The organism is Chitinophaga polysaccharea (genome assembly GCF_007829335.1).
In the GTDB taxonomy this organism is placed as follows: domain Bacteria; phylum Bacteroidota; class Bacteroidia; order Chitinophagales; family Chitinophagaceae; genus Chitinophaga; species Chitinophaga polysaccharea_B.
The window spans coordinates 463,422-478,414 of record NZ_VIWO01000002.1 but is presented as its reverse complement, the minus strand read 5'-3'; the positions used below and the strand labels follow the sequence as shown (position 1 = coordinate 478,414).

Below are 14,993 nucleotides of genomic sequence, written 5' to 3'. Positions count from 1 at the left end.
TGGCAAATGTAAACGGTGGTGTTCACATAAAAATGTGCTAACAAAATTGTTAGCGCCATTTCCTTACTTCCAGCTTCTGAGCGCCATATATGCCGGAATGCCCGCTGAAATAATACGCAGTAAAGCAGGCCACGGCAAAATATAGCACATGTGTGGTGCCAAATAATTCAACGCCCATCAAAGTGCAGGCAATGGGCGTATTCGTTGCACCAGCGAAAACTGCAATAAATCCGAGTCCGGCAAAGAGGTCTACAGGGGCGCCCAGCAGTAAAGCCAGCGTATGACCTAAAGTAGCGCCTATAAAAAACAGGGGAGTTACCTCTCCCCCTTTGAAGCCCATTCCCAGCGTAATGGCTGTGAAGACCAGCTTCCAGAGCCAACTCCAGTCATTTACACTGCTATTGGTTTCAAAGGCTGCCAGTATGCTAATGCCGTTGGGCGATTTACTACTTACACCTAATCCCAGGTAATCGGTGGTTCCGGCGATATAACTCAACAACAAAATAACGATACCACCTACCACCGGGATGAGCCAGGGTATTTTAATATAGGCCTGTGCGTTATGCTTGATATTGTGCATCAGCGTGGAAAACAGGAAACTGCTCAATCCAAATGCTACACCGCAAACAATTACTTTTGCCAGCAACCATATATCCAGGTGGATAAATGGCAGGCTGTCCACCAATGGGTGATCAATATAATTGATATGGTAATGGGTATGATGAATGCCCCAGGCGCTGCACACCACATCGGCAAAAACCGCCGCTATCAGACAAGGTACCAGCGCATCGTAGCGCATTACCCCGATAGCCAGTACTTCCAGGGCAAATACCGCCCCGGTGAGTGGCGTTCCGAATACTGCACCAAAACCTGCCGCGATTCCCGTCATCAGTAAAATACGCAGGTCTGCTGCCGGCAGCCGTAGTTGTTTTCCGATCCAGCCAGCCATACTGCCGCCAATCTGCACGGCGGTACCTTCCCGTCCGGCTGAACCACCAAACAAATGAGTGAGGATGGTGGTAGCCAACACCAGGGGCGCCATGCGCGCGGGAACTCCGCCGCCGGGCTGGTGAATTTCCTCCATGATCAGGTTGTTGCCCTTGTCGGCCTGCTTGCCGCCCAACCGGTACAACCAATAAATAAAAACACCGGCTATTGGCAGGCCCCATAGCAACCATTCATGTTCCCAGCGGATATGCGTTACCGTTTCCAGTAACCATAAGAATAAAGCCACCAGTGATCCCACGATCAGCGACACCGGTATTACCAATACAGTCCAGCGGAGTAGCTGGTATGCTACTCTCCCTTGTTCAAAAGAAGAAAACTTAGATTGTTTCATATCCCTACAAATAGCAGTGAGAAATGGCATACCATGCCATTAATATTTGTAGGCGCCATCAGACAGCCCTGGGCTGACGGTTCTGGTCAGGAAGACACCATTTCCTGTTTTATCTCTCAAAAATAACTTTAATCTTTAAATAATCCAGCATAAAATGCAGCGCCCCACAAGGCAGACTTATCATTGTTCACAATGTGAATGGGCACACTGGCCAAGAGCTCTGCCATCCGGTCGCCCTGCATGTAATGATGATAAAACTCACCCGTTTCCAGCAGCACCGCAATCTTTGGAGGAATACCACCACCCAGGAACAAACCACCGGTAGCCTTCATTTTTAATACCAGGTTACAGGATTCTCTGGCCAGGTAACGCACGAAAAGCTCCATGGTTTTTACACAAACCGGGATCTTCTGTTCAATAGCACCCTTGCTGATGGCGGCCGACGGGTCACCGGCATTCATCGCAGCCCGCAGTTCCACCGGTTCGTCCATGCCTTTTATATCTCTCAGAAACTGGTAAATGTCATATATACCTGGTCCGCTCACCAGTCTTTCCCAGCTCACGATATCATATTTCTCCTGCAGATAACGCAGCAACAAGATATCAAGGTCCGTACGCGGCGCAAAGTCGGTATGTCCCCCTTCCGTAGGAAACGGGTGATGGTATTTCCCATCCCAATACATCCCAGCCATTCCCAAACCAGTGCCTGGCGCAATAATCGCAATATTACCGGTATGCTCTGCAGCGCCCCGGTGCAGGGTGGTCAGCTGCTGGGGCGACAATGTAGCCAGGCCGTAGGCGGTAGCTTCCAGGTCGTTGATCAGCGCTACGGCGTTGATACCGGTTGTTTGCCGTATTTCGTCCTCGCTCAATTCCCTCGATAAATTAGTGAGTTCCACTTTCCCTTTTACCACAGGACCCGCCACGCCAATGCATATACGCTGCGGCGGCGTATCCCGGCTCTCCCCGATAAAATGCTGGATGATATCTGAAAAGCTGGCGTAGTCGCGGGAAACATACCGTTGCTCACGAATCAGATCCAACTCGCCATCTACACTGCTAAACAGTGCCAGGTTGGTTTTGGTGCCGCCGAGGTCACCGGCCAGCAGGTAAGTCTTAACACCGCTATCAGATACCGGCATCATAAACCGGGGAAGGTAGTGCTGCTTTTTCATTGTTTGCATCGCTGTGGAACTTTATACTTAAAAATAAGCGTTTCCATGAAAACTACCACATGAATATGTTTTGTTAATAAACGGCATCCGGCGGAAGCGCAGCCATTATTGGAACAGCTTTTGTTCCGGATGAACAAATTTCAGGGAAAAATGTAAATCAAAACAAATCAAGGGATTATGGAAAGACATACCTATCAGACGGGACTTATTGGCAATTGCGCATTCCTGGCGCATATAAATAAGAATACAAACATCGATTGGCTTTGTTGGCCCCGCATGGATAGTTCCTTTATTTTCGGCGGATTGCTGGATAAAAAAAATGGCGGTGAATTTTCTATTCTTCCAGCCGCCGACTACTCCTCCCACCAGTATTACATGGAAAACACCAATATCCTGTGTACTGAGATTACTACCGCGGAAGGCAGTTACCGGATTACAGACTTCGCCCCCCGGTTTATGCAATTTGAGCGGTTTTTTAAACCGTTGATGCTGGTGCGCAAAATTGAGCCCCTGGAGGGATCGCCCCGTATCCGGGTAAAATGTGAACCGGTATGCGACTATGGCGCCTATAAGCTCAAACGCATGAGGGGCAGCAGCCATATTGAATTTGCGGGCTGTGATGAAAACATAAGACTCACCACCAACATTGCGGTGAGTTATCTTTTTGAAGAGGAGTTTTTTGTGCTCAACGATACCCGTTATCTCATCCTTACCTACGGACATCCGCTGGAAGCGCCGTTGGTCAGTACGGGAGAAAGATTTCTCCGGGAAACCATTACCTACTGGAGAACCTGGATCAAGCACTCGTCCATTGCCCATTACTTCCAGCCTTATGTGATCCGTTCGGCCCTGGCCCTGAAAATTCACCAGTTTGAAGATACCGGCGCTATCATTGCTGCCAGCACTACCAGCTTGCCGGAATTTCCCGACAGTGGCCGTAATTGGGACTACCGCTATTGCTGGCTGCGGGACACCTATTATATTATCACCGCGCTCAACCATATAGGCCATTTTGAGGAAATGGAACGCTACTTCGGGTATATCACAGATATCTCGTTCTCCGGGGATTTCCGCTATCAGCCACTGTATGGCATTACAGGGCAAAAAGAGCTGGTGGAAACCATACTCCCCCACCTGGACGGATATATGAATAATAAACCGGTACGCATTGGCAACCAGGCTTATGAGCATATCCAGAATGATATTTACGGACAGGTGCTGATTTCCATGCTACCCCTGTATACCGATCACCGCTTTATTTTCTCAGAGCGGAAAGACTCTGACCGGTGGATAGAATTACTGCTGAAGAAAATAGAGAAAACCATCGATGAAAAAGATGCAGGTATCTGGGAATTCAGGAACATGGCTAACGTGCATTGCTATACGAACCTGTTCCAATGGGCCGGCTGCTCCGCTGCGGAGAAAATGGCCCGCACCATTGGTAACGAGGCCCTGTTGCAACGGGCTACTGCGCTGAAAGAACGTGCGGCCTCCCATATAGAAAGCTGTTACGACCCTGTAAGAAAAGTATATACCAACGCCGCCGGCAGTAAATACCTGGATGCCAGCACCCTGCAATTGATAATGATGAATTACCTGGATCCTGCCTCTGAGCGGGCCAGGGACCATCTCGCAGCATTGGAACGGGAGTTGAAAACACCAGAAGGACTCTTTTTCCGCTACCTCCACTCCGATGATTTCGGTAAACCGAAAACCACTTTTCTCGTATGTGCGTTCTGGTATGTAGAAGCGCTGGCCTGCGTAGGCCGGCTGGATGATGCCCAACGGGAATTTGAAAGACTGCTGCAGTATTCCAATCACCTGCTCCTTTTCAGTGAAGATGTGGAAGCAGAAACCGGCAGCCAATGGGGCAATTTCCCACAAGCGTATAGCCATGTGGGTTTGATGAATGCTGCTTACCGCATTGCCATGAAACTGGATGTACCCATTTTTATATAATATAAAATGAGAAGCAGAAAGCTTGTCCTTTCTGCTTCTCATTTTTTTATAGCTTACGCCCCCTGCCCTTCCCGGTTTCTCAGGGTTCTAAGCAAATGCCTTACTTCATGATAACTTCTTAAATAGTACTGCGCCGCCGACACCTGGCTGCCCACCTTTACTGTAATGGCCGTGGCAGGAACCGCCTTAAAGATATCCTCATCAGTTACATCATCTCCCATAGCCATAATAAAATCATACTTCTTATGATTAAGCCAACTCAGGGCGGCTTTCCCTTTATTGATCTCTATATTTTTCACTTCAATTACCTTGTCGCCGGGCAATACCTGCAAGCCTTTTTCCGCGGTATAGTAGCGCAAGGTAGTCATCAGTTCATTTGCCCTTAATTCACCCAGCCCCGACTCTACTTTACGGTAATGCCATACCAGCGAGTAACTCTTTTCTTCAATAAAAGAACCGGGGGTACGGTCGGTGGCCAGCTCCATAATGGGCAACAACTCCTTCTTCCATTCGTCTGTCAGCCCCGGTAGCTGGTACCACTCCCCTGTCCTTGTTTTCTGCCAGGCGCCATGTTCTGCAATGAGATCCAGCTTCAGATGACCAAACCACTCTCCCAGCGTTTCGTGGTTCCGGCCACTGATCATTACCAGGTCATTACCCGGTATAGCGGCCAGCTCTTTTAGCAGCTGGTACAGGTCCTGGTCGGGAGAAGCCATGTCTATATTAGGCTGGAAGCCTACCAGCGTGCCGTCGTAATCAAGGAAGATGATACGTTTCTTTGCCTGGAAATATTGATGCCGGATGGATACAGCAGTTTCCTGGTTGACCCGGCGGGCCAGCATATTTTGCTGCATTTCATTTACTTCCTGCAACCGCGTCATAAACAGCTTTACCCAGTGGTGTACATTAAACTTGGCCACCACTGTCCGCATCTGTTTCATGCGGCGCTGCTGTTCTGCCAGCGGCATGTCGAGCGCGTCTACAATAGCGCGGGTAATAGCGCCGATATTATTCGGATTAACGATGATAGCGTCAATTAGTTCTTTAGATGCGCCGGCCATCTCGCTCAGGATCAATACGCCGTCGTTGTTATTGCGACTGGCCACATACTCTTTGCTGACAAGATTCATCCCGTCGCGCATGGGCGTTACCAGGCAAATGCCGGCGAAATTATACAAGGCAGATAACGTTTCCAGCGGGAAAGCACGATAAAAGTATTGCACCGGATGCCAGGTCAGTGTCCTGAAACGCGCATTGATATTACCTACATACTTATCTATTTCATCCCTCAATTCCTTGTACTGTGGCACTGTATCACGGGAAGGCACCACAATCATATACAGCACCGCACTCCCAATGTATTCAGGATGTAATTGCAGTAATAATTCAAAAGCCTGGAGCCGTTGCAGGATTCCTTTACTGTAATCGAGACGATCGATCGACAGGATCAACTGGTTTTTATCAAAGTTCTGCTCCAGGTCCCTGATCTGCTCCTGTACTTCGGGATAATTGCCCAGCGTTGCGTACTTGTCAAAGTCGATGCCCATAGGAAACGTTTCCACCACAATGGCCCTGTCATTGTAGGAAACAATGTTGGCCGAGGTATTCACTGGAAGGATACGGCCGACGGCATCCAGGAAATGGCGGGTATCATCAAATGTATGAAAGCCCATGAGGTCGGCCCCCAGCATCCCTTCCAGGATTTCGGCCCTCCAGGGAATGAGGCGGAATAACTCGAAAGATGGAAAAGGAATATGTTGAAAAAAACCAATGGAGATTTCTGGTAGCTCTGCCCGGATCATTCCGGGTAATAACAGCAATTGGTAGTCATGTATCCAGATAATGTCACCCGGTTCAGCTATCTTCAAAATAATATCCCTGAATTTTTTATTGACCTGGAAATAGGCATCCCAATAGTGTTGTTCATAGTGGGCATAAACAGACATATAGTGGAAAACTGGCCACAGTGTTTCATTAGAAAACCCTTCGTAAAAATTGTTGATTTCATCCTGTGTCAGGTATACCGGCACCAGGTTCATCTTTCTCAATTGCTTTGTTACTTTCTCCTGCTCTTTCTGGTCTGTAATCTCCTGTCCCGGCCAGCCTACCCATATGTTATTCCCCTCCCTGTAGATAGAGCCCAGGCCGGTGGCCAGGCCACCTTCACTGGGAGTTAACGTATAGTCACCGTTGGCTTCTGAAATCTTTACCGGCAGTCTGTTCGATACAATAATGGTCTTTCGCATAGTCAGTTTATATAATCTATTATCTAATTACATTCAATAGGAATAGCCGTCAACACAACAAAAAATGAACCCAAAAGAGCGGAATTTACATATATACATTAATGCAATGCTGCTACAAGGCGGAAGTTGGACAACAGGATTTATCCAGAGCTGGATAAGGGCTACACCTGTAAAATGTGAAGTTGGCAAGATAAACATTATCGTACGGAAAAGAAAGCGGAAATACTGAAAAACAGGTTAAGATCGGCCACCAGTAGGGATCGGTCAACGACGCCCCAATGTCATGAGAATGACACCCGAAATAACAACGGTAGCTGATACGCCTACCATGGCGCTAATGTCTTCATGCCCGATAGCCCAGCCGAGAAATAAGGCTACTATGGGATTGATATAGGCGTAGGTGGCCGTGAGCCGGGGCGGCGCATTTTTCGACAACCAGCTATAAGAAGTATAACCTACCAATGATCCGATGAATACAAGATAAAAATAAGCCTGCCATCCTTCTGTAGTCATAAAAGGAATAGTATCTATGGCGCCCGGCTCAAAAACGAGACTTACCAGGAAAGAAAATACACCGCCTGCCAGCATCTGGACAGCGGTGCTGGTAATCTGGGTAGGCATTGGCAGTCGCGGTACCAATAGCGTCCCGACCGCCCAGCAGATATTCCCCACTACTACAATGGCCACTGGCCATAAGGGAAAGCTGCGGTTCTCCTGTACATGGAAGGGATTGAATAACAGGAACAACCCTACGAAACCAACCACAATACCCAATATGGTTAAATAAGACGGGCGCTTACGGCTGAAAAATGCCCAGTCCATCCCCATGATCCAGGCGGGCATAGCTGCTACCATCAGGGCTACCAGTCCAGAAGGCATATGGTGAACCGCCAATGCGACGGTAGTATTGCCAATGCCTATCAGCGCAATACCGACCACACAAGCCGATAGGAATTGGCGACGGTCCGGCCAGCTTCTCTCTTTTACATAACCAATCACCCCTAACAGGCTTCCTGCCAGCAAAAAGCGCATCGCCGACAGCATAAAGGGCGGTACCACTTTGGTGGCGATCTTCATACCCAGATAAGTGGAGCCCCAGATAATATATACTGCCAGCAGGCAAAAGATTAGTTTAGAAGATATACTACTCCCTGTTTCCTTACTCATAACGATTTCTTTTTAGCTCGCTGATAACTCCGGGTTACTTTGTCTACGTCGCCGCAGGTGCTCATACTGCACCAACGCCGGGACCCATTCCTGCTTTTGTCCAGGAACAGCCATCCGCAAGCGGGGCATTCCTTTACCGGCATGGGCTTATCGGCCGTGTACAAATCTACCGCCGATTTTACCAGCCACCAGTATACCTGTTCCAGGGCAGGCGCGTTGAACTGTAACTGGGCCGCGCCAGACACCCAGGCTATTTCAATGTTAGCATAGGCTTCGCCGATGTAGCTATTGAACTGAAATAAATCTGCCGGCGCCGGGCGTTTGCCGGATGCCTTGCATAGAAACAGCCGATGCAGTAATTCCCTCAATGCTATGCTCTTCTCAAAAACAATGGCCGCCTTTTGGGGATAGTCTTTTGCCAACCGCTCCAAGGTATGGATCGTTTTGGCGGGTAAGCTACCGGTATGTCCATACCATTGCAATACATCTTTGAAGTGATGCAGGTAATCTATGAGCGGCAGCTTCTTCCGGTTGCTGATGGTATTGACAAAATCAAGGCACAAAATACCACCATTCAGCCGGAGGTCAGCGATAGATTTCTGAGCAGACATATTCCTATAATTTGACCTGGTACATCAAAGATAAATTTAAATATTAACCGGTAAAACTTATTTTACTGGTTAATAAAAAATGGGGATAAAATGGTGAATTTTGTTATTTAAAACCCTACTTAAACAAAATACATATAAATAGCTGAAAATCATTTCATTTTAAAACAAAAAAGCAACTCTTAAAGAGCTGCTTTTCCTATGTTGATGATAGTATTTTAATCTGCCGGAACTTCAAATTCCCGCCGATTCTTTCGGGAGCACTTTAAAGATACATTATTTATTTAACATATACTTCAATAATTGCATTTACTGGTCTCCGGGGAGCATAAAATGTATCTACCTGGTGGTAGTCTTTCTTTAGCTCCTCCCTCAGGGCGAAGGGGAAAAAGTTGTTCAGGTTGGGAGCATATTCAAACAACACGAGGTCGTAGTGACCTTCCTGTACCTTCTGTTTAAAGGTGGCTAACTGTCGGTTAAACATTCCTACTCCCAGGTGATACCATAAGGGATAATCCGGACCGGTTTCCAGTTTATAGGGCATCGCTGCGGCTAATGGCGTCAGCTCCGTCATATTCAGCACTTTGATGTTTTCCCTCTTCTCTTTTACTATTGGCAGCGCCAATACCCGGTCCATACCTTTTACGGTCGATTCGGGCATATATACCTTACGGAATGGCTTCAGGCTGGAAAACACCCAGGAAGACACCGGGATGTCGATGGTGTCGGTATTCAACATAAAATTGCGCCGGTTTACCACGTTCTCATGGTTAGGATTATGGGCATCAGCGACTTCATGTGTAGGGAACAGGCGATCGGCAAACCGGCCTACATACTTCCACCAGGTACCCGACCACCAGAAAAGCACCAGCAACGTAGCCCCCAGCATCGCCTTCGGGCGGCTGATATCTACTTTCAACAGCTCGCATAAGTAAGTAGCTATGAAGGCAAAAGCAAAACTATGGAAGAAAATATTGTTGTCGGGCGGCGTATAGCTGGTCACCTGGAAAATAGCCGCTTCGCCTAAAATACCCAGGGTCAACAACGCAAACAACACCTGCCTGCGTTGCAGCAGCCAGGTATTCCATTGTCTAACTTTGGCCACGAGGCATAGCACCACCAGTACCAGGTAGCCCTTGATCCAGTCGGAACCGCCCATAATTTCATCGGTAAAATCGTTCATGGCTAACCGTGAGCTGTGAGGTGGCTGCCCATGATTAAACCAATAAGCAAAACCCGGCATCAACGGTTTAATCATAAACACCGCTATCAGGATAAATGCCCCAATGAACACGGGGAAGTCGATCCAGCGCTTTGTCTGGAAGCAGTTATACGCCAGTAGTACCAGGCATAGCATGAAGGCCATACCACCGCCGTCTTGCTTGGTGAAGATAGACAAGAAGACGAAAAATGCGGCACCCGCCATCCAGGCATAACTACGTTGACGGCTATTCGAAAAGAAGGCTTTCAGGAGAAAACTGATACCTACCAGTTCATATACAATCACTGTGTGGTTGTACCAGGGCCAGAAGTTGAAGAATGAATAAGACAATACAAAAACCAGCACCGACAGCAGCCGTGCCCCTTTGGGCAGATCCAGGCTTTTGAGAATGGACCGGAAAGCAAAACCAGCAATAATATTAATAAACACCTGGGCTTTTACCAGCGTAATCAGCTCAGGTCCAAAGATTTTGAAGAAGATAGCGGGAATAATCCAGTAACCGTACCCCAGTGGCGTACCAAAATCCTTATAGGGGATTTGCCCGGACGACAGCCGATAGGCACCTTCCCATGAGAGGAATATATTTACCCGGTAAGGGAAAGTAACAAAAAGGGGGACTAATGCCAGTAAGATAATAATAATGCTTTCGGTAATGGACCACTTGCGGTCCTTTAGGGAAATAAGCGACATAGAAAATTGGGATTAGCGGTTATTTGTAATAATCCGGTAATGTGAATGGTGGCAAAAGTAATTGAATAAATTGTATCTTGGCCTGTCAGAATCAACTTTTTAGTTCCCCATGAAATACATTCAATTACTCAGGCCAAAACACTGGATAAAAAATGCATTCCTTTTTATTCCGCTTTTTTTTGCAGGGGAAATCTTCAATACCGCCAAACTCGTACAGCTGCTGATCTCTTTTGTTGCGTTCAGTTTAGTAGCCAGCAGTATCTATATTTTAAATGACTACCGCGATGTGGCCGCCGACCGGCTGCATCCTGTGAAATGTAAACGACCGCTGGCCTCTGGGGCTATTTCTACTACGGCAGCATTATGGCTCTTTGTATGGTGTGTGGCGGGAGGATTTGCCATTGCCTGCCTGGTGAGAGAGAAATTCGCGTTTGTGTTGGGTCTTTATTTTATCATGAACCTGGCTTACTGCTTCGGGCTGAAGAACATCTCTATCCTCGACATCATGATCCTATCCGTAGGATTTGTACTGCGGGTGAAGGCGGGCGGTGTAGCTGCCGAGGTAGCGATATCAGAGTGGCTGATGATCATGATCTTCCTGCTGGCCCTGTTTATGGCGATCGCCAAGCGCAGGGACGATATCCTGATAAAAATGGATTCCGGCAAAGAGATGCGGAAAGCGGCCTCCGGGTATAATATGGACTTTCTCAATGTGATGTTAGCGCTGGTATCAGCGGTTATCATTGTATGTTATTTAATGTATACCATTTCGCCCGAAACCCAGCTCCGGTTTAAGACCTATCGCCTATATTACACCACACTCTTTGTAATTGGCGGATTATTACGATATTTGCAAATAACCTACGTGGAGAACAATACTGGCTCTCCCACTAAAATCCTATATAAAGACCGTTTTATTCAATTAACCATATTCCTGTGGGTGCTTAATTTTTATATTTTAATTTATTTACCGACAGACAAAACATTTTTTGAATAATGCAAAAACGGTTAGCGAATTGGGGTAACTACCCGGCTATTACCAGCGACGAAAATGCCTTTACCCAGGAAGAACAACTCCGGGAGTATGTGGTAGCCAATACCCATATGATAGCGCGTGGTAATGGACGTTGTTACGGAGATGCCTCCCTCGGGGAGCACAGCATTTCTATGCTGAAATACGATAAAATGCTGGCCTTCGACGTTGAAAAGGGCATTATGGATGTACAGGCAGGCGTAACCCTGGATCAAATCCTTGATATCATCGTTCCTAAAGGCTGGTTTTTACCTGTGACGCCTGGCACTAAATATATTACTGTAGGCGGCGCTGTTGCCTCAGATGTACATGGAAAGAACCATCACGTGGATGGTGCTTTCTCCGGCCACATTATCGATATGGATATACTCACCGGCTCCGGCGAAACCATTTGTTGCTCTGCCAGTCAACACCCCGACCTATTCTGGGCCACCTGTGGCGGCATGGGGCTCACCGGCGTTATTACCCGGGTGAAATTCGGTTTAAAGCAAATCTCTACCGCCTATATCCGTCAAACTCAGCTGAAAGCAAAAAACCTGGAGGAAGTGATCCGGCTTTTTGAAGAATATAAGCACTATACCTACTCCATGGCCTGGATCGATTGCCTGCAAAAGGGCGATAGCTTTGGGCGCAGTATTCTCATCGTAGGCGAACATGCCACTCCGGAAGAGCTCAGCGCAGCGCAACAGAAGGCGCCCCTTACGCTCCCGGCTAAACGAAAGCTGACCCTGCCCTTTAACCTTCCCTCTTTTGTATTGAACACTTTTACGGTAAAGGCGTTTAATTGGTTGTATTACGGGAAGAACTATAAAAGGGAAATGCATAAGGTCATTCCATACGAACCGTTCTTTTACCCCCTCGACGCCATCCTTCACTGGAACCGGGGATATGGTAAAGCCGGGTTTGTACAGTACCAGTTTGTCGTTTCCCTGGAACAGAAAGATGGACTGATTGCCATTCTCAAACGCATCAGCGACAAAGGCTGGGGTTCCTTCCTGGCGGTATTAAAAGTATTTGGTAAACAGGAAAGCCTTATCTCCTTTCCGATGGAGGGTTATACACTGGCCCTGGATTTTCCTATACGAAAAGGGCTGTTTGAATTCCTGGATGAGCTGGATGAAATTGTATTACAATATGGAGGCAGACTATACCTGTCTAAAGATGCCCGGATGAAGCGGGAGATATTCTGGAACAGTTATCCCAATGCCGGCAGGTTTGCTGACATTGTGAAGCAATATAATACCAACGCCCGGTTTGAATCCCTCCAATCGGAGCGTTTGTCATTGACTAAATAGTATACCCTATTAACGAAACACCACATGCCGACCATTTTACTTTTAGGCGCGGGTTCCGATATGGCCATCGCCATTGCGCGGAAGTTTGCTGCCGAAAAATATAATATACAGTTAGCAGCACGGGCTGCCGACACTCTTATCCCACAACAGCAGGATTTGCAGGTACGTTATGGCGTTACCGTTACCACTCATGCCTTTGATGCCACCAACTTTACCTCGCATGCCGCGTTTTATTCAGGGCTGCCTGCAACGCCAGATATTACCATTTGTGTGTTTGGCTACCTCGGCGACCAGGAAAAAGCGCAGCAACAATGGGACGAAACAGTCAACATTATCAACACCAACTATACAGGGGCTGTATCCATTCTCAACGTGGTAGCCAACAGTTACGCCGATAGGAAACAGGGCATTATTGTGGGGATCAGCTCTGTTGCCGGTGAAAGAGGAAGACAAAGCAACTATATATATGGCAGTGCCAAGGCTGGTTTTACCGCTTACCTGAGTGGACTGAGGAACCGTCTTTTTCGTAGTGGCGTGCACGTAATGAGTGTGCAACCGGGGTTTGTAAATACCCGGATGACGCAGCACCTTACCTTGCCCCCATTACTGACTGCCCAGCCGGAAACGGTGGCCCTCGCAATCTTTAAAGGAATAGAGAAAAAGAAAAATGTGCTGTATATTAAGTGGCACTGGAGATATATAATGCTCATTATCAAACTTATTCCCGAAAGCATTTTCAAAAAACTATCCTTGTGACCATCGCCTTTTTTGATTTCGACGGTACCATCACCCATAAAGATACCCTTTGGGAAATTATTAAGTTCCACAGGGGCCGGGCAGCTATGTATGCTGGTGTAGTACAACTGGCGCCGGCGTTTATCCGGTACTTTTTGAAAACGATGCCGGCCCAGGAATTAAAGGAACAGGTATTGGGTTATTTTTTTGGAGATATGCCAATCGCTGAATTCACGGCAGGCTGTGAAAAATTTTCCCGGGAACGATTACCCGCACTGATCCGTCCCCTGGCGTTGACGGCTATACGAAAGCATCAGCAACAGGGACATCATGTGGTAGTGGTAACCGCTTCGGCGCAGGACTGGGTAGCTTCCTGGTGCAGGCGGGAAAACATTGTTTGCCTGGGTACCCGGCTGGAAGTAAAAAATAAAGTAATTACCGGGAAGATACAGGGACTCAACTGTAATGGAGAAGAAAAGGTAAACCGTATCCGCCAGGCATATCACCTGGAGCATTTCCAGGAAATATATGCCTATGGCGATACCAAAGGCGACAGGCCCATGCTGGCACTGGCACAACATACCGAGTATAAGCCTTTCCGGCGTATGTAAATCAGTACTTCACGACATAAAAAATGCCCTACCATTACGGCAGGGCATTTTTATTATTGTAACAGATTGATTGTACACTTTCATCAGGCGGCCTTAGCCTGCTTCATCTGTGCAGGTGTAACCAGCGCAGGTTTCAGCTTAATAATACCCACAAAGTTCAGCAACTTCATTACCTGGTAGCTGGGATCCAGCTCATACCATTTCTTGGCAAAGTTAGGACTGTCTTTAAATTTGTGGTGGTTATTCTGGAACAGTTCTCCGAGTAACACTATCCCCCATGGAGAGGTGTTCCTGGAATGATCGTTGTTATCAAAATTCTGGTAGCCATATTTGTGACCGCACCAGTTAACGATAGCTCCTTGTACAGGTCCCATCAGGAAGTGGATAGGCAGCAATAAATAAAGATACCACATACCAGCAGGTACAAATACCACGTAAAAAGCTACATAAGCAGCCATCCATGTGAAGCGGGTAATGTTGCTGTCGCCGAATTTATCCATAGCATCCCATTCTGGTAATGGTTCTGCAGTGAATTTAGGATCTACTACGTTTGTGCGGGTTACAAAACCATTATAAATTTTGCGGGTCTGTACCATCATACCCCAAACATCTTTAAAGAAGTGTGGAGAATGCGGGTCATGTTCGGTATCGCTAAACTCGTGGTGCATGCGGTGCATTACCCCATAAGCTCTTGGTATCAGGTAAGAAGATCCCTGGAAAAACCAGGTGCTGAAATAAAAGAAACGCTCCCAGAACTTGCTGGTAGTATACATCTGGTGAGATGCATACCTGTGTAAATAGAATGTGTGAAAAAACAAGGAAAAGAACCAGTGCACACAAAAGAATATCAGGATCGCCGTCATTTCTATACTTTGTAAAGTGACAAATAAGCGCCAAAGGTACGCTAATTTGA

12 protein-coding genes and 1 riboswitch are annotated in these 14,993 nt (G+C 47.2%); of the genes, 5 read left to right on the top strand and 7 right to left on the bottom strand.

Annotated features, from left to right (window positions below; translation table 11 throughout):
• Positions 1 to 49: 49 nt before the first annotated feature.
• On the bottom strand, positions 50 to 1,339 hold the full coding sequence (locus FHW36_RS09835) for a voltage-gated chloride channel family protein (RefSeq protein ID WP_145666365.1): 1,290 nt from the start codon (positions 1,337 to 1,339) through the stop codon (positions 50 to 52).
• A gap of 42 nt (positions 1,340 to 1,381) precedes the next feature.
• Positions 1,382 to 1,453, bottom strand: a riboswitch (Fluoride riboswitch).
• Positions 1,454 to 1,467: 14 nt separating this feature from the next.
• Complete coding sequence (gene glk / locus FHW36_RS09830) at positions 1,468 to 2,523, bottom strand: glucokinase (RefSeq protein WP_145666362.1); 1,056 nt, start codon at positions 2,521 to 2,523, stop codon at positions 1,468 to 1,470.
• 168 nt (positions 2,524 to 2,691) lie between these two features.
• Here glk and FHW36_RS09825 point away from each other — a divergent pair, with 168 nt between their 5' ends.
• Positions 2,692 to 4,473, top strand: coding sequence for a glycoside hydrolase family 15 protein (locus tag FHW36_RS09825; protein ID WP_145666359.1), 1,782 nt, complete (start codon positions 2,692 to 2,694; stop codon positions 4,471 to 4,473).
• Between the two features lie 53 nt (positions 4,474 to 4,526).
• Here the strand turns inward: FHW36_RS09825 and FHW36_RS09820 are convergent, their stop codons facing one another.
• The 4 genes from FHW36_RS09820 to FHW36_RS09805 form a co-directional block, all read right to left on the bottom strand.
• Complete coding sequence (locus FHW36_RS09820) at positions 4,527 to 6,719, bottom strand: bifunctional alpha,alpha-trehalose-phosphate synthase (UDP-forming)/trehalose-phosphatase (RefSeq protein WP_145666356.1); 2,193 nt, start codon at positions 6,717 to 6,719, stop codon at positions 4,527 to 4,529.
• A 264-nt stretch (positions 6,720 to 6,983) separates the two neighbouring features.
• Entirely contained in the window at positions 6,984 to 7,886 is a 903-nt protein-coding gene (locus FHW36_RS09815; protein ID WP_145666354.1) for an EamA family transporter, read from the bottom strand.
• Positions 7,883 to 8,497 (bottom strand): CGNR zinc finger domain-containing protein, encoded by a 615-nt coding sequence (locus tag FHW36_RS09810; protein ID WP_145666351.1) that lies wholly within the window; start codon positions 8,495 to 8,497, stop codon positions 7,883 to 7,885. Before FHW36_RS09810 ends, FHW36_RS09815 begins: the two co-directional genes overlap by 4 nt.
• A gap of 277 nt (positions 8,498 to 8,774) precedes the next feature.
• On the bottom strand, positions 8,775 to 10,406 hold the full coding sequence (locus FHW36_RS09805) for a hypothetical protein (RefSeq protein ID WP_145666348.1): 1,632 nt from the start codon (positions 10,404 to 10,406) through the stop codon (positions 8,775 to 8,777).
• Positions 10,407 to 10,515: 109 nt separating this feature from the next.
• Between FHW36_RS09805 and FHW36_RS09800 the strand changes: the two genes are divergently transcribed.
• From FHW36_RS09800 to FHW36_RS09785, 4 genes are read left to right on the top strand one after another with little or no spacing between them, the layout of a single operon-like run.
• Positions 10,516 to 11,403: a decaprenyl-phosphate phosphoribosyltransferase gene (locus tag FHW36_RS09800; protein WP_145666345.1), complete on the top strand. Its 888-nt coding sequence runs from the start codon at positions 10,516 to 10,518 to the stop codon at positions 11,401 to 11,403.
• A complete protein-coding gene (locus FHW36_RS09795) occupies positions 11,403 to 12,734 on the top strand; it encodes an FAD-binding oxidoreductase (protein ID WP_145666342.1) in 1,332 nt (443 codons plus the stop codon). The genes FHW36_RS09800 and FHW36_RS09795 overlap by 1 nt, the downstream gene beginning before the upstream one ends.
• Positions 12,735 to 12,758: 24 nt before the next feature.
• Complete coding sequence (locus tag FHW36_RS09790; RefSeq protein ID WP_145666339.1) at positions 12,759 to 13,490, top strand: SDR family oxidoreductase; 732 nt, start codon at positions 12,759 to 12,761, stop codon at positions 13,488 to 13,490.
• On the top strand, positions 13,487 to 14,080 hold the full coding sequence (locus tag FHW36_RS09785; protein WP_186452373.1) for an HAD-IB family hydrolase: 594 nt from the start codon (positions 13,487 to 13,489) through the stop codon (positions 14,078 to 14,080). Before FHW36_RS09790 ends, FHW36_RS09785 begins: the two co-directional genes overlap by 4 nt.
• A gap of 83 nt (positions 14,081 to 14,163) precedes the next feature.
• On the opposite strand, the gene FHW36_RS09780 is transcribed toward FHW36_RS09785, so the two are convergent.
• Positions 14,164 to 14,943: an acyl-CoA desaturase gene (locus FHW36_RS09780; RefSeq protein WP_145666333.1), complete on the bottom strand. Its 780-nt coding sequence runs from the start codon at positions 14,941 to 14,943 to the stop codon at positions 14,164 to 14,166.
• Between the last annotated feature and the right edge of the window lie 50 nt (positions 14,944 to 14,993).